The sequence below is a fragment of the Psychrobacter sp. ANT206 genome (assembly GCF_056880555.1).
On record NZ_CP096271.1, the window covers coordinates 848,676 to 871,390 of the forward strand.

At 40.6% G+C, this 22,715-nt stretch carries 22 protein-coding genes and 1 pseudogene; 11 read left to right on the top strand and 12 right to left on the bottom strand.

Annotated elements, in window-relative coordinates:
* Window positions 1-5 precede the first annotated feature (5 nt).
* Complete coding sequence (locus M0221_RS03640) at window positions 6-341, top strand: hypothetical protein (protein ID WP_475131570.1); 336 nt, start codon at window positions 6-8, stop codon at window positions 339-341.
* An 83-nt stretch (window positions 342-424) separates the two neighbouring features.
* Window positions 425-2,113 (top strand): hypothetical protein, encoded by a 1,689-nt coding sequence (locus M0221_RS03645; protein WP_483284382.1) that lies wholly within the window; start codon window positions 425-427, stop codon window positions 2,111-2,113.
* A 388-nt stretch (window positions 2,114-2,501) separates the two neighbouring features.
* Here the strand turns inward: M0221_RS03645 and M0221_RS03650 are convergent.
* A pseudogene (locus M0221_RS03650) lies at window positions 2,502-3,733 on the bottom strand (IS3 family transposase).
* 209 nt (window positions 3,734-3,942) lie between these two features.
* Here M0221_RS03650 and M0221_RS03655 point away from each other — a divergent pair.
* The 6 genes from M0221_RS03655 to M0221_RS03680 all read left to right on the top strand — a co-directional run bounded on the left by M0221_RS03655 (window position 3,943) and on the right by M0221_RS03680 (window position 9,554).
* The gene (locus M0221_RS03655; protein WP_483284383.1) at window positions 3,943-4,179 is read left to right on the top strand and encodes a hypothetical protein; all 237 of its coding nucleotides are present in this window, start codon (window positions 3,943-3,945) and stop codon (window positions 4,177-4,179) included.
* A 12-nt stretch (window positions 4,180-4,191) separates the two neighbouring features.
* A complete protein-coding gene (locus tag M0221_RS03660; RefSeq protein ID WP_483284384.1) occupies window positions 4,192-4,707 on the top strand; it encodes a hypothetical protein in 516 nt (171 codons plus the stop codon).
* 160 nt (window positions 4,708-4,867) lie between these two features.
* On the top strand, window positions 4,868-7,978 hold the full coding sequence (locus M0221_RS03665; RefSeq protein WP_483284385.1) for a hemagglutinin repeat-containing protein: 3,111 nt from the start codon (window positions 4,868-4,870) through the stop codon (window positions 7,976-7,978).
* Complete coding sequence (locus tag M0221_RS03670) at window positions 7,975-8,508, top strand: hypothetical protein (protein WP_483284386.1); 534 nt, start codon at window positions 7,975-7,977, stop codon at window positions 8,506-8,508. The genes M0221_RS03665 and M0221_RS03670 overlap by 4 nt, the downstream gene beginning before the upstream one ends.
* Before the next feature lie 17 nt (window positions 8,509-8,525).
* Entirely contained in the window at window positions 8,526-8,930 is a 405-nt protein-coding gene (locus M0221_RS03675) for a hypothetical protein (protein WP_483284387.1), read from the top strand.
* A 150-nt stretch (window positions 8,931-9,080) separates the two neighbouring features.
* Window positions 9,081-9,554: a hypothetical protein gene (locus tag M0221_RS03680; protein WP_483284388.1), complete on the top strand. Its 474-nt coding sequence runs from the start codon at window positions 9,081-9,083 to the stop codon at window positions 9,552-9,554.
* Between the two features lie 846 nt (window positions 9,555-10,400).
* On the opposite strand, the gene M0221_RS03685 is transcribed toward M0221_RS03680, so the two are convergent.
* The 7 genes from M0221_RS03685 to M0221_RS03715 all read right to left on the bottom strand — a co-directional run bounded on the left by M0221_RS03685 (window position 10,401) and on the right by M0221_RS03715 (window position 16,128).
* Window positions 10,401-10,886: a DUF305 domain-containing protein gene (locus M0221_RS03685; RefSeq protein WP_483284389.1), complete on the bottom strand. Its 486-nt coding sequence runs from the start codon at window positions 10,884-10,886 to the stop codon at window positions 10,401-10,403.
* Between the two features lie 27 nt (window positions 10,887-10,913).
* Window positions 10,914-11,813 (bottom strand): copper resistance protein B, encoded by a 900-nt coding sequence (locus tag M0221_RS03690; RefSeq protein WP_483284390.1) that lies wholly within the window; start codon window positions 11,811-11,813, stop codon window positions 10,914-10,916.
* Window positions 11,814-12,059: 246 nt separating this feature from the next.
* A complete protein-coding gene (locus M0221_RS03695; protein ID WP_483284391.1) occupies window positions 12,060-13,766 on the bottom strand; it encodes a copper resistance system multicopper oxidase in 1,707 nt (568 codons plus the stop codon).
* Between the two features lie 152 nt (window positions 13,767-13,918).
* Window positions 13,919-14,557, bottom strand: coding sequence for a DUF411 domain-containing protein (locus M0221_RS03700; protein WP_041772227.1), 639 nt, complete (start codon window positions 14,555-14,557; stop codon window positions 13,919-13,921).
* Between the two features lie 156 nt (window positions 14,558-14,713).
* Window positions 14,714-15,334: a c-type cytochrome gene (locus M0221_RS03705; protein WP_181211007.1), complete on the bottom strand. Its 621-nt coding sequence runs from the start codon at window positions 15,332-15,334 to the stop codon at window positions 14,714-14,716.
* Between the two features lie 78 nt (window positions 15,335-15,412).
* A complete protein-coding gene (locus M0221_RS03710) occupies window positions 15,413-15,685 on the bottom strand; it encodes a hypothetical protein (RefSeq protein WP_020443008.1) in 273 nt (90 codons plus the stop codon).
* Between the two features lie 158 nt (window positions 15,686-15,843).
* Window positions 15,844-16,128: a hypothetical protein gene (locus M0221_RS03715; protein WP_149410012.1), complete on the bottom strand. Its 285-nt coding sequence runs from the start codon at window positions 16,126-16,128 to the stop codon at window positions 15,844-15,846.
* Between the two features lie 325 nt (window positions 16,129-16,453).
* Here M0221_RS03715 and M0221_RS03720 point away from each other — a divergent pair, with 325 nt between their 5' ends.
* From M0221_RS03720 to M0221_RS03730, 3 genes are all read left to right on the top strand, one after another.
* Window positions 16,454-17,170, top strand: a complete 717-nt coding sequence (locus tag M0221_RS03720; RefSeq protein ID WP_483284392.1) for a heavy metal response regulator transcription factor — start codon at window positions 16,454-16,456, stop codon at window positions 17,168-17,170.
* Window position 17,171: 1 nt separating this feature from the next.
* Window positions 17,172-18,659: an ATP-binding protein gene (locus M0221_RS03725; protein ID WP_483284393.1), complete on the top strand. Its 1,488-nt coding sequence runs from the start codon at window positions 17,172-17,174 to the stop codon at window positions 18,657-18,659.
* Between the two features lie 579 nt (window positions 18,660-19,238).
* Window positions 19,239-20,009, top strand: coding sequence for a DUF5020 family protein (locus M0221_RS03730; protein ID WP_149410015.1), 771 nt, complete (start codon window positions 19,239-19,241; stop codon window positions 20,007-20,009).
* Between the two features lie 164 nt (window positions 20,010-20,173).
* On the opposite strand, the gene modB is transcribed toward M0221_RS03730, so the two are convergent.
* The 4 genes from modB to M0221_RS03750 all read right to left on the bottom strand — a co-directional run bounded on the left by modB (window position 20,174) and on the right by M0221_RS03750 (window position 22,698).
* Window positions 20,174-20,875 carry a molybdate ABC transporter permease subunit gene (gene modB, locus M0221_RS03735; protein WP_483284394.1) on the bottom strand — a complete coding sequence of 234 codons (702 nt, stop codon included), beginning with the start codon at window positions 20,873-20,875 and terminating at the stop codon, window positions 20,174-20,176.
* A gap of 165 nt (window positions 20,876-21,040) precedes the next feature.
* The gene (modA, locus tag M0221_RS03740) at window positions 21,041-21,868 is read right to left on the bottom strand and encodes a molybdate ABC transporter substrate-binding protein (RefSeq protein WP_483284395.1); all 828 of its coding nucleotides are present in this window, start codon (window positions 21,866-21,868) and stop codon (window positions 21,041-21,043) included.
* Window positions 21,861-22,352, bottom strand: coding sequence for a molybdenum cofactor biosynthesis protein MoaE (locus M0221_RS03745; RefSeq protein ID WP_011513057.1), 492 nt, complete (start codon window positions 22,350-22,352; stop codon window positions 21,861-21,863). Before M0221_RS03745 ends, modA begins: the two co-directional genes overlap by 8 nt.
* A gap of 61 nt (window positions 22,353-22,413) precedes the next feature.
* On the bottom strand, window positions 22,414-22,698 hold the full coding sequence (locus M0221_RS03750) for a MoaD/ThiS family protein (protein ID WP_483284396.1): 285 nt from the start codon (window positions 22,696-22,698) through the stop codon (window positions 22,414-22,416).
* Between the last annotated feature and the right edge of the window lie 17 nt (window positions 22,699-22,715).

Here is a 22,715-nt window from a genome sequence, read left to right on the forward strand (position 1 = left end):
TAAAAATGAATATTAATGATATTACTGAAGAGATTATAAGTATGTCCAAAGCAGATTCAGATTCAGATATCAATGCTTGGAATGCTGTTTTTAATAGTTTTGACCAAGCATTGGATGAATGTTCTGACGTTGATATACTGGTTAAATGTTTACTACAAGATGATGAATGGCTTATTCCTTTCGATTCAAGAATCAAGCTTATGGAAAAAGCAAAATCTTTAGGTGGAGATTCATTTGAATTTCTAGCGGACTATTACTCATTTAAAACAGCGTTTTTAGATCCAGGCGATGAATATGATGAAGCCGCGAAACGTTTAGATGATTTGTTTTCAAATAGGTAAAATAAACACATATTTTCAAAAATGAAATTATAAAGTGATAGACTTAAATAAAAGCTACGATATAAAATTTATCGTAGCTTTTTTTGTACCTCAACTCAAAAGGCTATGACAGCAAACAGAAGAACCTCGGCTTCACTGCTGACATTGACCTAAAAGGCGCAGGCTCAAGTCTATCCGTCAATGGTGGCAGAACCAATCTCAATGCAGACTACAAAGCAGTCGGCGAGCAATCAGGGCTCTTTACAGGAGACGGCGGCTTTGATCTAGAAGTTGGCGGTAAGACTACCTTGATAGGCGGGGCGATTACTACCACCGAGGAAGCCTTAAAAGCAGGACGTAACAACTATGTCAGCAAAGGCGGTATCGTCACCCAAGACATTGAGAACACCACAAGCTATGACGGCGATGCTATCTCTATCGGTCTAAGTGCTGGTAAAACGACTGGTAAACCACAAGCCACCATGAATGGACTGGGCTACGGCACGGATAGTGACAGTGATAGCAGCACTACCCGTGCAGGTATTACGGGCATTGCGGGTAACAGTGGTATTACTACTGACAACCAAGCTGAGTACGCGGGTAAGCTTGACAATGTGTTTGATGCAGAGCGAGTGAATGAGGAGCTGGGGGCGCAGACGCAGATTACTAAAGAGTTTGGTAAAGAAGCGCCGAAGGCAGTTGGGGATGTTTCAAGCTACATGCAATTTAAAATGATTGATAAAGGGAACATTAATGCTGCTGATAAATGGGCAGAAGGTGGCGCTTATCGTGTTGCTCTACACACTTTAGTTGGCGCTATTGCTACGGGTAGTGTTGAAGGTGCTTTAGCAAATGGTACTACGGCTGTTTCTATTCCTGCAGTAAGTCGTTATCTTGATAAGCAAGGTATTGATGACACTACTAAAAATGCTCTGCTTCTAGGACTCTCAGCAGGAATTGGCGCTGTCGTTGGTGGCGATATAGCAGGTGCAGCTAGTAGTGTGAATCAAACGCAAAATAATTATTTGAATCATCTTGAACATGCTCGAATGGCGGAACTTAGAAAGGAGAAAAGTAAGAACTCTAATAGTTATGGTAACTGCGTTTCAGTAAGGTGTGCAGAAATAACTGCAGAAATACGTGAGTTAGAGAGATTAGACAAAGCTAGAAATGAGCAGTTTGATACTGCTTATGATAATTGTAGAAGCGGCGCAGGTTGTAAAACCTTCTATAACTTGCATGTTACTCAGAGACAAGCATGGAATGCGAGTGCTCAAAAATCATTTAAAGAAAATAGAGGCGATTGGATTTTATTAGACGATGAACAAAACATTTTTCACAATTTTGATTCAAATGGAAAACCAGCTAAGCTCCCTAATGGTAAATATCGTTATAAGAAGTTTTTACATAAAAATGGACAACTTGAGATTATTATTGATACTCAAGATGGAAGAATAGATTCAAGTGATTACAATAGAATTGTAACTGACCCTACTAATGCAGGAAGCTACAACTATTACTCGCCAACAGATGAAGGTATAGGACATAAAGACTACGATGTAGACCCTTATATTGATTTTGGAAGTGGTAAAGGTGATAGAACTAGTTTAATAAACAGAACAAGTGTTCCTACGAGCAAGAAAATTTTTGGAATAGAGATACCTGCAGGGCCTTCTGGTATTTTGTTTGGAGAATTACCTCCTGTTATTGGTATGACAGGAAGTATTGCTAATGATGCACTCCAAGAATATGTTGATAAAGCTTCAGAAGATTTTGAAAAAGAAAAGAAATAATATAAAGTAAAAGGAATATTTTTAATGTTATTCAGTATAGCTATATTTCTTATGTTTAATTTTCTTTAAATTCTTATAAGGGTTTTAAAATGAAAAGGAAAAATAAAATTATATTAATAGTTATAGTTGCACTAATTGTACTTTTATTTCTATATGTAGTTATTGGTGCATATAATAATGTTCTTATGAGTGTTTAAATTAGTACAAATTACGGAGTTCAAAATACTATTTTTAGAATAGCCATGAGATAAGCAAAAAAGCTACGATATAAGTCGCATCGTAGCTTTTTTTATTTCCCTACGCCAATAGTCAAATCAACGTTGGCGGCACCACCACCTTAGATGATGTATGCCGTCAATCCCGTAGACTTAAACTTGGGAGATTTTAATTACGCCGCCTGACGATAAGAGTCAAACCACACCTGTCTTGGCGTTTTATAGCCTAAACCCTTTTGAATTCTCGTTTGGTTGTAGTACAGCTCGATGTACCTAATGATATCGTTGATCGCGGCAAATCTTGTTTTATAGTCCTTATGATATACCAGCTCATTCTTTAAAGTGCCCCAGAAGCTTTCTATGAGTGCGTTATCAAAGCAATTACCTTTGCCACTCATAGAGCCTGTAAACTGCTGCTGTTTAATGATCTTATGATACGCATGGCTGCAGTACTGACTACCTCTGTCTGAATGTACAAGCAGCCCTTTGCTGGGTCGTTTGTTTTTGATTGCCATATTGAGTGCTCGGCAAACCAAGTCTGCGGTCATACGTTTGTTGATAGCATAGCCGACTAGCTCTTTGGTGTATAAGTCTTTAACGCCTGCCAGGTACAGCCAGCCCTCAGCAGTCCAGATATAAGTGATGTCACTGACCAAAGACTCATTGGGACGCTTAGCGTCAAACTGCTGATCCAGTACGTTTGGATAGACAAGCTTGTTATGATTTGAGTCGGTGGTCACTTTAAAGCGCTTATGACGGCGGCATTTGATGCCAAACTCTTCTTTAATACTTCTGACCATGTACAGGCTAATATCATGCCCTTGATCGGTGAGCATTGCATGCAAACGATCTATACCGTAGCGCTCTGATGTTTCACTGTGCGCAGCTTTAACCAACAGCTCGCACTGATTACGGTGTATCTGCTGACAGCTGATATCACGACCCAGCCAGTCGTAGTAGCTTGATGGTTTAACGCTGAGCACGCGGCACATAGTGGTGATGCAAAAGAGGTGCTGATTGTCTTTGATGAAGGCGTACTTGACTAGCTGTGCCTTGCAAAGTACGCCGTCGCCTCATTCGAGCATAGCTCTCATCTTGCGTCGGGGCGAAGCAGTGCTTCGCTTTATCCCTCCTCATTTAAGATCTCGCGCTCCTCTTCGGCAACTTTAAGCTGTTGTTTGAGCTGCTTTATTTCTTGAAGAGCTCTCATAAGGTCAGGATCATACTGCTCTGTGCCAACAAGCTTGCCTTGATGGGCTTTGTTGTTCCATTTTGACAGCGTTTGCATCGCTATGCCAAGCTGCCTGGCTGTGGCTGTGGCTGAAACATTACCGTTATTGTCTGCTATCTTTTTAACGGCTTCGGCTTTAAATTCGTTACTGTAGGTTCTTACTTTCTTGGTCATGATAAACTCCGATGAATACGCTTAGTTTACCAAGTTTAGTTGTACGGTTTCTTCAGCATAGCTCAATAATCATAAAGGTGAAGTTATCAGAGTGAATCCAAAATCAATCAATGGACAGCAGGTAACTGGGCAACATTATCCACCGACAGGTAAGGAATTAGGTCGCTAAGTTAAATTGTATTTATAATGTATAAATCTAAGGTGAAGATATGGATGAACTTATAAAAACTGAATTGCTAGAATTCAGAAAACAGATATTGGCCGACTACCAACCTACTAAGGTATCAATACAAGCTATGAAATTTTTGCTTGATTATTCTAACGAGATACCTTATGAACTTCAGAGTGATCTGCACAGCTTAATAGCAATGGATATGGATGAATTCATATTACCTCAAGAGGAATGTATTGAAATTATTGATAGACTAATCGCTTGGCGTTCATGATAAAAAATAAAAATGATTAATATTAATAAACTAGAGTTTGAAAAATTTAAAGATGACTTGAGTATTTTATCTGAAGAGTCGTCTTCTCAACAATTACTTGACATTATTAAAAAATTTCTTATATCTAATGAGGAGTTTTTTTCAGAAAAACCGTATAGTGATTATAAGCTATTAGGTTTCTTAGATTACAACGATAATGGATATCCAATTAATTATTCATCTCTCAATAAATCTGAAATAATTGTATTCAAAAAAATTATTAATTCTTATAAGCATAATGAAGGTGAAAACATAACAAGATTTCTAAGAGATACTTTAGAGCGACTCTACTACTTTGAAGTTGATGAAACATGTAAGAATTGTGGGGCATATGGTTTGATAGCTATCGCAGAGCTTAATAAAAATATAGTACAACTTGAATGTAGGCAATGTGGTTGTATTTATGATTTAGATGGGCATGTGAGTACAATCAGTGGTTTTTCTGTACCTGCTACAATTAAGAACTTGCTAAACGCTCAATTGATTTAGATAAATAGTAGCGCGTAGGCTAGGTGAAGCTTGCGACACCCTAACAAAGTACTCAATGACAAAAAGCACGTAGATACCATGAGAAAAAGCAAGCTTAAAGGCTCAATGTTTATGCAAGGCAGCATCGAAAGGTTGCTGACTTTTTAGAACCGCCTGAGCGATGGATAGCGTCAAAGATGTCACTACCAACCAAAGCGATAGCGCAGGATACGACCTACTCGACGGCAACCTAAAAGGCGTTGGTAACACCCGCATTCAAGCCACCATCGGCTCGCAAAAGAGCCAATCTAACTCTAGTAGTTACGCTGAGGTCAACCAAGGCTCAACTATTCAAGCCAACAACCTAGCACTTATCGCAACTGGCACAGGTACTGACAACGATATCAACATCAATGGCAGTAACTTGAACGTCACCAATAACGCCCTATTCCAAGCGGACAATGACTTTAACGTCAACGGGGTTGCCCAAAACAGTAACACCCGTAGTGATAACTCAAGCTCAAGCGCGGCTATTGGCGGTTATGCCAGCTTTGGCGGACAAGGCCCAAGCGGCGGCATCACCGCAAATGCTAGCAAAGGCAAAGGCTATGCCAATAGCGATTCAGTCACCTATGCCAACAGCCAAGTCAACGTGGGTGGTACCAGTACCCTAGATATTGGCAATGACCTCAACATCAAAGGCGGGGTCATTAACACAGGTAAAGCGCAAGGCATCATCGGTGGCAACGTCTACATAGAGTCGCTACAAGATACAGCTACTTATGACAGTAATCAGAAGAACATGGGCTTTACCGCGGACATTGCTTTAGAAGGTGCAGGATCCAGTCTATCTTTGAACGGTGGCAAGACCAATATCAATGCCGACTATAAAGCGGTGGGTGAGCAGTCTGGCATCTTTACAGGGGATGGTGGCTTTGATCTAGAAGTTGGCGGTAAGACCACCTTGATTGGCGGGGCGATTACCACCACCGATGCAGCACTAGCAGCAGGACTCAACAAGTATGTTAGTAAAGGCGGTATTACTACTCAAGATATAGAGAACACCAGTAGCTATGAGGGTGATGCGATCTCTGTTGGATTAAGTGTGGGTAATACCACAGGCAAGCCACAAGCCACCATGAATGGTTTAGGCTATGGCACAGATGGTGATAGTGATAGCAGTACAACCCGTGCAGGCATCGCTGGCAATAGTGGTATCACAACCGACAACCAAGCCGAGTATGCAGGTGCGCTTGACAATGTGTTCGACGAAACAAAAGTTAATGAAGAGCTTGGGGCGCAGAAGATCATTACTAAAGAGTTCGGTAAGGAAGCGCCGAAGGCAGTTGGGGATTTTGCTAATGATCGTATTAAAGCGATCAGAGCTGATACGACTTTTAGTGATGCAGAGAAAGTAGCAGCAATCGAGAAATGGGATGAAGGCGGTATTTACCGAGTTGCTGCTCATACGGCTCTTGGTGCATTGGGCACTGGTAGTATTGAGGGCGCACTGACCACAGGCGGTGTTGCAGCAGCTGCGCCTACTCTCAATGATATACAAGTTAAAGTAGCTAAAGCGCTGATTGATACAGGAATGAGTGAAGATGTAGCCAAAGGTGCCGCAAGTGGTGTAATCAGTTTGACGTTGCTAGGTGCTGGCAGTGCTGCTGGACTTGATACGTCGAGTACAGTGACCGCTATTAATGTGGATGCGAACAATAGACAGCTGCATCCACAAGAAAAAGAGTTAGCTAAAGTACTGTTTGAAAAAGCTAAAAAACAAGGGTGGAAAAGAGCAGATGGTAAATCTTATACTCTGCAAGAAATAGAAGATGCCTTACGATGGGCGAACAGTACGAAATATAATGAGAAATATAACGATGATGTAACCATTAGAGTTGGCAATAACGCCAAGGGTGCTGCTATTGATAAAGTCATGTATGACAATGGCGTAGGTGCTGATTTTGAATCAAGACTATGGAAAAATACAGCTTCTACTAGTAAGACGACAACCTTCACTCAGAATTTTTCAAATATCAAGAAACCTGATACCAATCTAGTTAACTTAATTCAAAATCAGACAAATAGTTATGGTTATAGCTGGACTGGCGGTGTGGTTCAACCTTATAAAGGAAAGACAGCAGGACCTACTCCAGGTAAACCTAAGCCGCGTGCTAATCAAGCACAGAAGGTCAATCAAAAAGAGTTAGATGCCCGTAATCAAGCCGTTAAGAATGGTGCTGACCTACGTGATGGTAAAAGTATTCAAGCAGTATCAGACAAGACGGTAAATGAAAAAGTGATGCCAGTTGTTCAAGTAGGTGTTGGCACAAGTGAAGTACTAGGGGGTACAGCAGCTTGCGTGACAGGAGTTGGCTGCACAGGAGGAGCTGTATTAATCGCTAATGGCTTAGATAACATGGCCACAGGCGGATCAAACTTTAATAAAAAATCGACTGAGCAAGTGCCTTCTGCTGTGTTAGATGCAGCGGGTGTCTCTAAAGAAACGGCAGGTTGGGTTAAGCTGGGGACTGACTTGGGCGCAGGCGGTGTAGTAGCAAATTTAACTAAGCCGAAGACTAAAACTTTAACAGTTTCAGAAACGAGAAATACTAGAGTTGAGAATAATTTTAACGCGGATAACTCGGGATTTGGTAATTCAGCTGTTAGAGATTTCAGTGCAACTACCAATAACCCAGTGGTACACCGTGCAGAGAATATAAATGCTGGTCAGGTGACAGATCGAGATGGTCTACAGCGAATTGACATAGATAAAACTACTAGAACTAAGACACTAAGCGATAATCAAGTTGCCGAAAATATAGGCTTGGAGAATGGCTGGCAACTAGAGAGATGGGCAACACAAAGACCTGCTTGGCAAAATGGTACAACTGTCACTGACCACGTATTAACAGAACCACGTAATTTCTCGATGGTAATAGATCAACGTCAGTTGGATAATATGAGGAATGCCATAGAAGATGGACAAAACCCAGCATCGCATTTTGGGAGCTGGGCAACTGATACACCTGTCAGTTCGGTTGCAGACGTCCGTAATAAGCTTGGTGTACCTGAAGAGTGGAAATCTGGTAACCTATATGTCGTGGAATTTACATCTAAGCCAGGTACTAGAGTGCGTGAGGGCACTGTGGGAGATATGTACAGTACACAAACTAAAGAACGTCTACCAGGCGGAGGTCATCAAGTGGAGTTCAAAGATTATCCAGGCACAAATCTTGATAAGTTTGAAATAAATTTAGAGTCTTTAAAAAACATAGAGTTGCTTAAATGAATGAATTTTTCATAAAGGATATTTTGAGAAAAGTTACTTGTGATGATGGATCTATTTTTACGACAAGTACTATTTTTTCAGTAGGAAGGGATAGATATCCACATTTGCAACATAGTTGTAAAATAGTTTCTATAGAACACTATATATTATTGGATAATAATAAAGAAATTCATATTCCAGTTTCCGATATTATAGAAGTTTTACCTGATCGCACAGGATTTGTAGTTATTTATAAAGAACAGCACAGAAAGTTCAGTGAAGCCATTAGTTATCCGTGGTTTTTTAAATATCCCAATAATGCAGCTATTTATAATGCGGATGGTAGCTTACGTTTTCAAATTAAATTGACAGATAACCTCGAAAGTAGCTTGTACATTGAGAGTTTCGCACAAGAATCTATAGAACATTCTGACAAGAACAGTGTGACTATAAACAGTACTACTAACCCTATATATCCTTTTCATACACTTTTTGCAGTGGATCCAAAAAGTCCACAGTTAATTGAAACTGGTCAACAAATACGACGCTAACAAATAGTATACTCATAATGAAAAAAATATTAAAAATCTTTTATTTTTATAAAATGCCAGAAGTATATGCCTTGTATAATCTTGAGAACTATTATTTCGTAATATTTTTGAATGGTGGTCATGGTGGCGGTGATCGAATTGTACAGATCACCAAACAGAGTTTTGAGGAGTTAAAGACCGATAGCTATAACTTTAATCAAATTATCAATAGAGACATTAGGCTCAAAAACCTTGACCAAACAATGAAGGAATACTTATATTTATCTTCATCTGAACCTTATATATTATACACAATTGATAATCGATATTTTATTGAATTATGGAAAAAACAAAGGACAGGACAAAGTCAAGCAATAGAAATTGATGAAAAAGATTTTAATCAATTATTGGATGAGACCATATTACCGAGTCAGATATTATAAGTTTGTATAACTACTTTTCCATGCTATTAATGTTGTTCATATTCAAAAGCTACAATACGCAATATGTATTGTAGCTTTTTTTGTGAACCCTAAAGCAGGCGAATTACGGTAACCCTATCAAAACTAATGACATCATAAAGGTCAAATAATATGAAAGAATTTAATATGAACGAGCAAGAAATTAAACAAGCAGCTATTGAGTTTAAAAAGGCGCTTATAGATTGGAAGTCAAGAGAAAAGATAGCGAGAGTAGCTTCTATTCATCGCCCTGAATGGGTAGAAGAAGATATTCAAAAATCTATTCAATTTAACACCAGACTAGTCAAACCAGTATTAGAAGCATTCGAGCCCATATACCGCCTAGCTATACAGGGTAGAATGGAGAAGCCTTTTTCCTTTCAAAGTTATATGATGACTTATGTTGGTCGAGTACTGGGCGATGAGTTGTCATGGCCTGAAGTTCGTGAGCCGTATCAAAGGATGATTAATAGTTTAAAAGGTGGTCTAACCACAGAGGAGCTAATAGACAGTATTTACTACAGAAATAATTTATTACCCGAGCATTACGACCAAGTGGTTAAAGAAATCGTAGCAGAGGGTTGGAGTCATAATTCGCCACTATAGTTACTAAGAATATTTTTGAGAACATCCCGAGTTCTGTGTATTTGCTATTGCCGATGGACGAGGCGTGAACCCAATCATTAAATATAGGTTGCCCATGCCTCGCACATTTCACGACCATTGAAGAACTCAGGTGTAGAGGCCATGATTTTTATTTGCTAGCTCTTATTGTTTATCATTCCGCACAGGCGTTGCTCTGACCCCTGCCGCTAATCCCGTACAGTTAAACTTGGGACATTTTAATTACGCCGCTTAACAGTAAATCAAGCCACATCTAGTTCAGCGATCGGTAGCCCTTCGCTAACAATGAAACAGTGGGATAGGATTTTTGGAGAGATTAAGGCGCTTTTAGCAATACCGATCTAAAATAAAAGTATAAAATATATACTTAAATAAATTAAAAAAGTATAATTTTTATACCTTATAAGTGACCAAAAATGGTATATCTTTCTTGATAAATAACGTTAAATGACGCTAAACGTCATTTGGGTAATTTATAATTAGCCCTTTGTACATAAAGGTTTGTAGGTTAATATAATTTAATATACATTAACGAAATATGGTGGGTCTAGCCTGTCACGCCGGGGGTCGCGGGTTCGAGTCCCGTCCGCTGCGCCATATTTAAAACGAATTTAGACTTTCGAGTTTAAGCAATTTTCGCCTCAAACATTAGATTGTTTGAGGTTTTTTTGTGCCTGAATTTCTATTTAAACCCTTTATTTTTATGAAATTGCCATTTTATTTTTTGTCACTTTTCTTGAATCAGCTTACTCTCTAATAAAAAAATACCTGCATTTATGCCGGTATTTTTTTATTTAATAGCTTTATAATATTTACATACATCAGTGTCTATTCCAGCTCTTCGATCAGCGCTTGCATCTCAGCGATTTCACGCTTTTGCGCTTTAATAATATCGTCAGCGAGCTGTTGCACTCTAGGATCTTCGATATCTGCTCTTGAGCTGGTCAAAATAGCAATCGAGTGATGTGGTATCATCGCTTGCATCCAATCGACTTGATCGACAGTTGATTGAGAGCGCACGCCCCATATCCCAACGGCAAACATCAACACACTCAGTCCATAAACCATCAAATTAATTTTGGTTTTTTTGTACATATTACCCATAAAGGCGAGCATAATGATGGCCATACCCGCACCCATGTAGAGCGCCATATAAGCTCGGGTTTCACTAAAGTAAACATGACTCCATTCATAAGTATTGAAATACATCATGATGTACATCACAATCGTAGACGTCACTGTCATCAGGGTGAACTTGACATAAGGGTTCATGCCCTGTTGATGATTCATGTTGTTTTGATCTGAAGCATTCATAGTATATCTCCTATTACATTAATAATATTAGAACCAGAATTTAACCCCTGCAGTCAAACTACTGCTATCAACCGCTTCATTATGTTGACGACGCTGATCTCGAGCACTACCAAGCGCTGTCTCATAACTCACACCCACATAAGGCGCAAGTTGGCGACTGAATGTCTCGTAAGTGAGCCTCATTTCAGCATCCATCTCGTTAAAACCTTTGGTAATATGATTGTCGCTGTCTTTTTTACTAAAGGCTGTTAGTCCTACTTCCGGTATCACAACCCAGTGCTGGCTCAAGCGCCACTCGTATTCTGCGCCAAGGTCCAATCGAACTTGTCCATCAGAATACAGATAAGCTCTGGCATCGGTTTCAATAAAGTAAGGCATAGTACCGACAATACCCGCCATAATGGCAGGTTTGTCATTTTCGGTATCATAAGCAACACCGGCCTCGCCATTCCAGAAGATACTTAGCGGCTTCCAGTAAGATAGTGAGGTCAGACTATCAATTTCTTTATCACCTTCGGTCTTAATACTACCTTCGCTGCGTAAAGAGAGGCGGCGCTCATCTAGGCCATACCAAGCACCAACCTCATAATTAATCTGATCGTCATCAAACTGATAACCTAAATCATCTACAGAAACACCCCATAATGGCATATCACCCATCATCATAGGCTTACCATACTGTCCATAGGGAACGCCGTTTGAGTAGTCGGAACTTCGTGCATCAGCTGGCGCCTTACCACCTTGCATACCTGACATATCCATGCTGCCATGATCCATACCCGACATGTCCATGCCACTGTGATCCATACCCGACATGTCCATGCCACTGTGATCCATACCGGACATATCCATACCGCTATGATCCATATCTGACATATCCATATCTGACATATCCATATCTGACATATCCATATCTGACATATCCATATCTGATCTGACATATCCATATCTGACATATCCATACCGCTATGATCCATATCCGACATGTCCATACCTGACATATCCATACTACTATGATCCATGCCTGGCATCATCATGTCTTTTTTAGCAGTGGACGGGTCAGCAGCATTAGCAAATGATGATGCCAGCAGTACCAATGATGATGCCCCAGCGAACCGTAAACCTACTTTATGTATTTTCATCTCATCTCTCACCTATCAATCAAAGATTTGCTTAAATGACCGCCACTTCTCTAAACATACCAGCTTCCATGTGATAGAGCAGATGACAATGCCATGCCCATCGACCAGCTTCCCCTGTGACATCAAAGCTGATTTTTTGTGCCGGCTGCACCATAATAGTATGCTTGCGCACCTGAAACTCGCCGTTAGGCATGCGCAAATCGCTCCACATGCCGTGTAAATGCATCGGATGATTCATCATCGTGTCATTGACTAAGGTAATACGCACGCGCTCATTAGGTTTAATATTAACCGGTGTCGCTTCACTAAACTTAACCCCATCAAACGCCCAGATATAGCGCTCCATGTTACCGGTTAAATGTAGCTCGATCTCTCGGGTAGGCTTGCGCTGCTCCGCAAATATGGCCTCATCGACAGAGCGCAGCTGGCTATAGTTCAGCACCTTTCTATCAATGTTACGCAGGTTAATACCTGGATCATCAAGGTTCATACGTGGACTGTCCACACGCATGTCAGATTTGAAGTCATACTCAGTTTTGGCATGCTTGGCTTTATAACCATCAGCACCCATAGCGCCCATCATATCTGCCATGGTGAGCCATTCGATTTTGTCCATAGCAGGCGTTGCCGCACGAGCGCCTTCTTTGGTGGCAAGCGTTGCTGCGACATAGCCTGAACGGTCTATATTTTGGGCAAATATGGTATGGGCATCTTTGGTTGGGGTGACAATGACATCATAGGTCTCAGCCACGCCAATACGAAAATCATCAATCGCAACGGGTGCGACATCAATACCATCGGTTGCCACCACAGTCATTTTGAGACCGGGTATGCGCACATCAAAGATGGTTTGCGCTGAAGCATTGATAAAGCGTAATTTAACGCGCTGTCCTGCCTTGACGATTTGTGCCCAATTAGCCGCGGTGGTTTTGCCATTTATAAGGTAGGTGAAGGTGTTTTCGCCCGACAAGTCAGTAAAATCAGTGGGCATCATGCGCATCTGATTCCACATTTTGCGTTTATCAAACGCAGTTTTCATATCCGTTTCAGCGATATCAGACAGTAGCTTCTTGAAGTCTGGCAGATGATAGTTGTCAAAGTCGGCGCGCTGTTTGAGCAGCTTCAAGAGATTATGCGGGTTGCGGCTGGTCCAATCACTGAGCACGATCACGTGGTCTTCTTCGATAGGATGACGCTCACGACCTTTAGGTTCAATCACAATGGCACCCAGCATACCGGTTTGTTCTTGGAACCCACTGTGTGAGTGATACCAATAGGTGCCTGATTGTTTGAGTTTGAATTTATAAGTAAAGGTGCTGTTTGCAGGAATGCCATCAAAGCTAATGCCCGGCACCCCATCCATCTCAAACGGTACTAGTAGTCCATGCCAATGGATAGAGGTTGATTCATCCATCTGATTATGAACACGTATCACCACCGTATCGCCTTCACGCATCTTTAACGTCGGTGCTGGCAGTGAATTATTGATGAGCGTTGCCATGCTCTTTTTACCGTTGACAATAGCGGACTGTTTACTGACGTATAAGTCAAACTCTTTACCGGTCAATATAGGCACTTTATGAGTGTTTTGGTCACTATTGATAGTAGCACCCTGACTGCCCGAACGACTTGAGTGTCCCAATGCACTACTGGCCATGGTCGGTATCAAGGAGGCGCCAAGGACAGCGGAGGATCCGGTTAAAAAACGTCGGCGGTTCAATATGTTCTGTTTATTCATAATGATGACCTAATTTAATTTGAGAGATGGTGGTTAAGCTTATGGTTATAATATTTAACGATACGTCAATTACGATTGGGAATCTTATTAAGCCGCTTTTAATGCTACTCACATTCAATTTATCCAGATCTCAGCCAAAACAACCATCAAAATTATAGTTGCTGCTGAGGAGAATCAATAGCGGCATAAACTTCTGTGGTGCCGTCTTTATTAAGCTGCATTACTTTATAAGGCATGAATTTATCTTGATATTCCATACCGGGGCTGCCAACTGGCATACTAGGTACGGCAAGTCCAATGGCTTGTATAGGAGGATTTTCTAAGAACTGAGCCATGTGTTTAGCAGGGACATGTCCTTCAAAGACGAAACCGTCGGTAGTAACGGTGGTATGGCAAGAGCGCATTTGCTGTGGTACGCCATAGCGATCTTTGAATAAAGAGACATCTGCCACATCTTGCGCGGTTGCACTTAATCCATTGTCTTTTGCATAGCCTACCCATTCTTTACAGCAGCCACAGTTGGCATCTTTATAGACGGTCGCTGAGACGTTTTTGAGTAATGATGACGGGTCGATTGCAGGAGCATCTGCCGGAGCCGAACTTTCGTTTTGTACTTGTGCATTCTGAGTAGCAGACTGTTCAACCTTTACTGGTTGAGAATCAGGGACACTGGTAGTAGATTGGCTACAAGCGGCTAGTGTAAGGGGTAGTGCTGATACCGCCATCAATAAAAGGACACGACCGGATAACCAGTGATGTCCATTAGAAAACCCGTGTATGTAATGTCTCATCAAATCACCTTTAAGTGTCTGTTATTATGTTCGATACTCTAAAAACTGGACCCTATATTTGTGGTCTTAACTAAAAACGTTAAATGCAGCACCGTTCAGTACTGCATTATTAATAACGATAACATTTAATGATGATGCTTCTATATACAGATAGGGTTAATGCTGCATTCCAGAACCATCTTCCGACATCTCCATACCCATACCATCATCCGACATATTCATATCACCATCAAATGACATGTCCATCATATCGCCATCTATCCGAGTGGTTAGCATCGTGTACTGAGCTTCATCTAATTCAGGTAGCGATCTGATAAAAGCGACCATTGCCCACATTCTATCGTCATCATGGGAGGCGCCCCATGCAGGCATTCCCGAAGCCATAATGCCATGTTTGATGGCCCAAAAGCTTTGCTTTGCACCGTCCTCAGTTTGATAACGTTTGACGATATCAGCCTTGGTAAAGTTGGGCGGCTTCGGATATAAGCTTTCGCTAAAGTCAGTTTGTGCCACTCCCGGAGACAAGTGACAGCCTGCACACATATCTTTATAGTCCGCGCCACCAGAGCTGATCATGTCAACCTGCTCTAAGTCTGGTACCACAATATCTTTACTGGCAGTTTGTATAGAACGATTGCGCGCAGTTTCTAAAAAGCTATACATCATTGGGCTATGCTCTTGGTCTGCACCCACGTTGACAACGCCACTGCTGACAACCGCAAACATCCCAACGATTGCCACAAATAAAGTAAAGAGCACACCCAATAAAAACTTCATATATTTTCCTAAAAACTTATTTCCGTTAATTTCTCTCTGCTATTAGAGAGGAGCTGTGAGTTAACAGAGCTGAAATTTTTAAGATTTACTGTCAGTAGTCACACAATGTTTTTGGTACATTTGCTTCATTTTGCTCATATTGGCCATCATGGCTTTCATAGCAGGGTCATTCATGTCCATCTTGCTATGATCCATTTTTCCCATCATTTGCATATGCTTTTGCATTTTTTCACAGTTCATTTGATCTTTTTCAGCATGCATTTTAGGGTCATGCGCTAGAGCTGAGGTTGATACAACAAGAGCGATGGCAGTAATGGCGATTGATTTAGTCAGTGCTTTAAATTGCGACATAATTAATTCCTATTGATTGGATTAAGAGCTATTGAGGGTAAAGCAGTTAGACCAGCCTCAATGATACATTATTCATTCTGACTGGCACATGACATTAAGATTACAATATTGTCATCTTCACATATTGGGATTTCAATATCCCAAGTAATCTTTTAGTATTACTTCTCGCTATTATAATTTTTCACAAAATATTTTTCAGATTGCAAGTGTTGATCCTGATGCTGAACCTGACACGCGACTCTCGCATCGACATAACCTTTCATTTGCGCGCTAGAAATTTGTGCATCGTTATGATCTGCGTTCTTTGCAAAACTAGTAACCGCATCACAACTACTAAGAATAGAAGCATCTAAGTTCGTGGTATGAGCATTGGCCGCTGACATACCAACTAACATTGATACTGAAAGTAAAGCTGCTTTTTTTAATGTACTATATTTTTTCATTTAAAACCCTTTGAATTCAAATAATAAATCATTTAAGTAAGATAATCGCCTAACTCATAGAAGCGGTCTATATCAGAGACAAGCTTCTATGTGGCGTTGATTTAGAATACTAAATAGAGGCTGACAGCTAGATGACACGGACATGACGTTTTTGTTAGAAACAAAACAATACTGTCATCTGCTTGTCATTAGAACCAAATGTCATTATCCGCTTTTATCCATAGAGCGTCGTTATAACAAGAACTTTTGATAAATATATAGATGATAATCTAACAACGTTAGTGATACGCTGTTGACAAATATAATGATATGAAGGTGGGCGACGATGAAAGTACTGTTAGTAGAAGATGAGCAAAAACTCGGAGAATATATTAAGAAAGGCTTAACTGAGGCCGGCTTCCTCGTGGATCATTATATGACTGGTCTAGATGGCTATCATGCGCTAATGACTGAAGAATTTAGTGTGGTGCTGATGGATGTGATGCTACCTGACGTCAGTGGCTTTGAGCTGATACAGCGCTACCGTGCCGCTGGAAAGCATACGCCTGTTTTATTTCTAACCGCTAAAGATGATTTAAGTGATCGAATCAAAGGTATTGAAATTGGTGGCGATGATTATCTGACCAAGCCTTTTGCTTTTGCTGAGCTGATTGTTAGAATAAAAAGTTTGCTGCGACGTGCCAACCAATCGGACTATAAAAGCACGGTCATCCATACCGCTGATCTGAAAATGGATATTGCCAAACGCACTGTATATAGAGGCGACACCCTTATCAAACTGACTGCCAAAGAGTTTGCTTTATTACAGTTTTTCCTAGAACGTCAAGGTGAAGTACTGCCACGTACTGTGATTGCCTCGCAAGTATGGGATATAAATTTTGACAGCGATACCAATGTCATTGACGTAGCTATCAGACGTCTACGAATCAAAATCGACGATGGTTTTGACACCAAGCTGATTCACACAGTACGCGGTATGGGCTACAGGTTAGAGCCGATGGCTGTAGGCATGGGCGACGATGACAAAGATGATCCAAAATAAAATGAGATATAAATTTAAGAATCGACGTTGGCCGCTGTTATGGCGCACTGTTTTTTTACTGACCATATTTGTTGTCATCTCTCAAGTCATTATTTATATATGGGTTCAGCGCTCTGTTAACGAGCACTTTGAGCAAATGGACTCAGAGATCATTACTCATGCCGCGTTTAATTTGCGCAAACGTATGGTTGCCTTGGGCGAAGAAGTAGAGCCATTAACAGCTTCAAAGTCCCAATCACTCATTGATGACAATCACCTACATTCTTCTTGGCTAGATTATGATTTAAAAACGCTAATATCAGATAAAAACGGCAAATTATTATCCAGCGATCCCAGTAATTTCATCCATGATTTACCGACCGACTTTAGCTTATTAAAACTACGGCAGGACTATCGCGATCAGCAGTTTATGATCAAAATTAATAGTAGACATTATCGAGCGATGGTCATTGCAAACCACGAGGCTTTGGCGCTTATTGCGCTGCCTATCGATGTTCATCATCAGTATCTCATACATTTTAATCGCCAGCTGAGCTTGATACTGATCGCGATCACACTACTACTGGTGTCAATTGCCGCATTAAGTGTCTATTGGGGATTTGCGCCACTCGCTACTATCGTCCAAAAGATGAAGGGTATTAATCCTGAGCAGTTACATGAAAGGGTGGTGGTCAGTAATATGCCCTTAGAGCTACGACCATTGGCTGAGTCTTATAACTTAATGATGGAAAAGCTGGAAAGTAATTTTGAATCGTTATCACGCTTTTCAGATAATATTGCCCATGAGCTACGTACTCCGCTGGCGACGCTTGGCACTCAAACCCAAGTGATGTTAAGTAAGCCTAGAGCGAGCCATGAATATGTTGAGCAGCTGCACCATCAGCATGACACCCTTGAGCAGTTATCTATGCTGATTAATAATATGCTGCTGCTAGCAAAGACACAAAAAGGGCTGTCTGACTCACAGCTCAATCGGGTTGATACCGAGTCAATGTTCACTAAGCTTATTGATTACTATGAGCTAATCGCAGAAGATCGGAATATCTCCTTTGAAAAGACGGGCAACTTCCAAGCTGTGCTAGGAGATGAAAGCTTATTACAAAGACTGTTCGCTAATCTCATGTCAAATGCCATTTATTATGCTGCTAGTGACAGTGTGATCATTATTGAAGCCTCTAGTATTGAGATCCCCACTGTGCCTCATACTGTCACGAGTGATAAGCAAGATATGAGGTCATCTATATTAAATCCTGCATCTTTCAAGGTAGTGATCACCAATCGCTTAGATCAACCATTGACTCAAGTAGAGGCTGATAAACTGTTTGAGCGCTTTTACCGTCATGATAAAACGAATACGATGCATTCGGGAACAGGCTTAGGCTTATCTATCGTGCAAGCTATCGCCAATGCCCATAATGGCAAGGTCAGTATTACTATAAAAGATGACTCTTACTTTCAAATCAGTGTTGAGTTGATGATGGCTAGATAAAGAAGTATCAAATAAGAAAATTCGAGCTTCTCGTCCCACTTAGCCAAATAATTAAGACTGTATTTAGATGTTATTGTTTAAGCAAATTTCGCCTCGATTATTTACGTAATTGAGGTTTTTTTCTGTTTAAAAATTCTCCAAGTATTTCAGCAGCAGATTATTGACCAGAGTAACAATATTTCTTCCTCCTTTACAAAATTAATATTCCTGACCATTTAGTCAGTTATTTTAATAAAATCATAAACTTAGATGATATCAATAACTTAGAGTACATTTTTTACTGATATTTGGCGCTAAAATACAGTTGTCAGCCCTTATAAAACATGCTTAACTGTTTCAAAGTGTTAATAATTGCTGCCAAAATCGAGATTACTGAAATAAGTTATTAAGAAAATCTTTGTAGTTTCAGCAGCATTGATGCTTGTTTTGATGACGTTTTATTTTTACTGAAAGCTAATAGCCTTTTTCCCTCTAGCAGCACGGGTGCGTTTTAACAGGAAGTTAAACCCCGTTTATAGCCATGATAACCATGATGGCAATGTTGCTAGGCACCAACACTGTAAATAAAGGAATACTACTGTGCGTGATCATTCATCTATAAGCCTATCATTAATCACTAATAAGCTAACCTATGCGCTTATTGCCATTGCTGCTTTAGGCGCTATGAGCAGCGCCCAAGCAAAAGTGCTCTTCACTGATACCAGTATCTCAGCGCTTTACGGTACTGATTATGAGCTAGTGCCTCAAGAAACCTTAACCACCGTTACTTTAGAGCATGCCTCGACCCATACATGGGGTGGTGTATTTTTCTTTGTCGATCGCCATCAAGGTAAAGAAAATGCAGTAGGTAAAGAGTTTAAGGAAACCTATGGTGAGCTTGCGCCCAAACTTAAGCTGGCAAAGTTTGATAACAGCTTTATCAAACAAGTCAATTTAGCGGGGCAGTACGAGTTTGGCTCAAACAGTAATGGTTTTAGTCAAGACAACTATTTGGTAGGTGTTGGCGCGGATTTAAATGTACCTATTCCGGGTATGAAATATGCATCGGCATCGCTATATCATGCGTTTAATGATAAGGACAATGCTGATGATCAACAGATTACCTTAACCTACGGCTGGGAGAAAAATAACTTTGTCATAGATGGTTATGTTGACTATGCATTTAACAGCGAAGATGATTCTGTGAAAGATAATATCCATATCAATCCGCAATTAAAATACAACTTACAAGAAGTGTTGGGTATTGATAACCGCTTAGAAGTCGGTATGGAATATAGCTACTGGAAGAATAAATTTGGTAGTGACAAAACGCAGAATGCCGCGAGCGCTTTAGTGAAGTTCCATTTTTAAACAATTATAAATTTTTAAATATGATCAATAACGCCCTCATGCTAACTTTATCGGTTGGATGAGGGTTCTTTGTTGTGTATGCAAAAAAATCGAAATTCAGATAGGCTTAAGAAGAAAATAAAGGTGCTAAAAAACCGCATAAATTTTAAATTTGACTCATGCGCTTATGGGCGCTGATAGAGTCGACTGACACTTGCAATCAGCGCCACCATGACCATACCCATTATGATAAGAATAGCAGACATCATGTGTGCTGCCTCGTAATTCAATGCTTCTACTTGCTCATAGATAGCAATGGAGACCACTTTGGTTTCCCCCGAAATACTGCCACCGATCATCAATACCACGCCAAACTCGCCAATGGTATGCGCAAAGCTGATTAAGCTGCCAAGGATGATACCGATTCGAGCTTGCGGTAATGCTACCCGTATGAAGCGTCTGAAACGGCTAGGTTCCAGTAAGCTTGCAACTTCCATGACACTGGTTGGAATGCGTAAAAATTGCGCGTAGACAGGCTGAACAAAAAAAGGCAACGAGTAAATAATAGAGCCAATGACCAGTCCTTCAAAGGTAAATACAAAAGCGCTGATATTGTATTGCAACAGCCACTTACCGATACCAAAATTGGGGCTTAACAGTAATAATAAATAGAAACCAATCACTGTAGGCGGTAAGACCAGCGGCATCGCAATCACGCCCATGAGCATAATTTTGATGCGCCCAGCGATACGGCTGCGGCTGGGCTTTGCCAGCCAATAGGCTAATGGGGTTGCGAACACCAGCAAGCATAAGGTAGTGACACCAGCAAGCTTGATGCTCACCCACACAGGAAGCAGCATATCTGAGATAAGAGCATTAGACATCATAACGTTACTGTTTATTTACCTTTTATCTAATAGCGCACTTGTACCATGTTATATCGAGCATCAATTATAAAGTACCGTTTATCGTATTCTTTTTTTCAAATATCATGATAAGAAAACACATTTATAATGATATTTAAAGCCTTATTCATAGCGGCTATAAGTAGATTACCGAACTGCTAAATAACCAGCTCTAGAGAAGTAAGCTTGTCCTGTAGGAGAACGTAGATAATCCGTGAAATCTGTTGCATTTGCTTCATTAGTAATGAGTATGCCGTCTTGTAAGATAGCAGGATAAGATGTTGATGGTAAGAGGTAAAAATGCTCAGGTGTTGCTTTCATTGCTATGACTTGTGAGTGCGCAACAAAGCCATAGTCGACACTACCAGTATGGGCATATTGGAACGCTTGACCGATATTTTCCGCTTGGATAAGACGTTTTTGTGCTATTAGCGCGTCATATAGATTTTGCGTTTGTAGATAGGATTTTGCAGATGCACCATAAGGCGCAAGCTCAGGATTGGCAATGGTGATTTTGCTTTTATCATTGTTATTAAGTAGCTCTGTCAATGTGTTTTGATCGAATACACCAACAGCTTTGGTGGCACTATAAATGGACAGTTGCCCTTGGGTATAAGTAAAAGGCGTATGATTTGCATCACCTTTAAAAACCTCATTTAGCAGCTGCGCGGGGAAGTCTTGGTTGGCTGCTAAAAAGATATCATATGGTGCACCTGAGATAATTTGAGAATAAAGTTTACCTGATGAGGCAAAAGTGACTTCTATTTCTTGGTTAGGTAAGCCCTTATCAGTTTTGTAGCCCTCAATAATTTCAGGCAATACGTCCGATAAATTGGCAGCTGCAGCGATACGGAGTATTTGACTTGGCTCAGTGATATTGTTGATTTCAGCTGGCAAGTCAGTACCTTTTTCTTTAGTACAAGCCGTTAGAATCAAGGCTAAGCTCAGTGATGACACTGTTATATTCTTACCCATTATTGCTTAGCCATTTTGAAGAGTCATCTTGGTAGTATTCTTGCTTCCAAACGGGAATGTCCGCTTTTATCGTATCTAATATCCAGCGGCAGGCATCAAAAGCAGGATAACGATGGGCAGAAACCACCCCAACCCAAACCGCTACATCACCAATCTCTAAAGCCCCGATACGATGAATGGCGATAGCGTGAGTAATTTCAAAGCGCTTTTTGGCTTCTTCGATAATGGCACGCCCTTGATTAAGTGCAAGTTCTTCGTAGCCATAGTAGGTCAAGCGGTTGACGCTACTGGCATTATTGTGATTACGTACACGACCTTCAAAACATACGAAAGCGCCGCAGCTGTCATCATCAAGGGTTTTCTTTAGTCGATTTTCATCAATGTCTGAATCTAGTAGCGCAAAGCCATCGCGTTCAGCGATGAGATAAGCCTCATCGATGCTACGCTTAATGCTCATCGACTGCCCATGTACTTGGTCTGCCATATATTGTCTCTATTTATTATTCTTAAAATTTTTAGCGATACACATAAGCGTCTAAATACTATTAACCGCCTGCTACTGGAGTAATGAAAACCACGCTATCGCCATGACTAATCTCATCTGTCCACTTGGCAAAGTAATCGTTTACTGCCACACGCAGCTCTGACTGTGGACGGCTAAAACGATGCTTTTGGCGCAGTTGGTCGTATAACTCGGTCAATGACGTAGACTGTGGTACGTTTACTTTTTCTTCATGACAATTGGCTTCATCGGCTAAGCTGGCAAAGTATAAAACGGTGATATTCATCGTCGTATTTATATCGTCACTGCTTTCTATTAAATCGCTCATAGAAGTCTCCATTATTT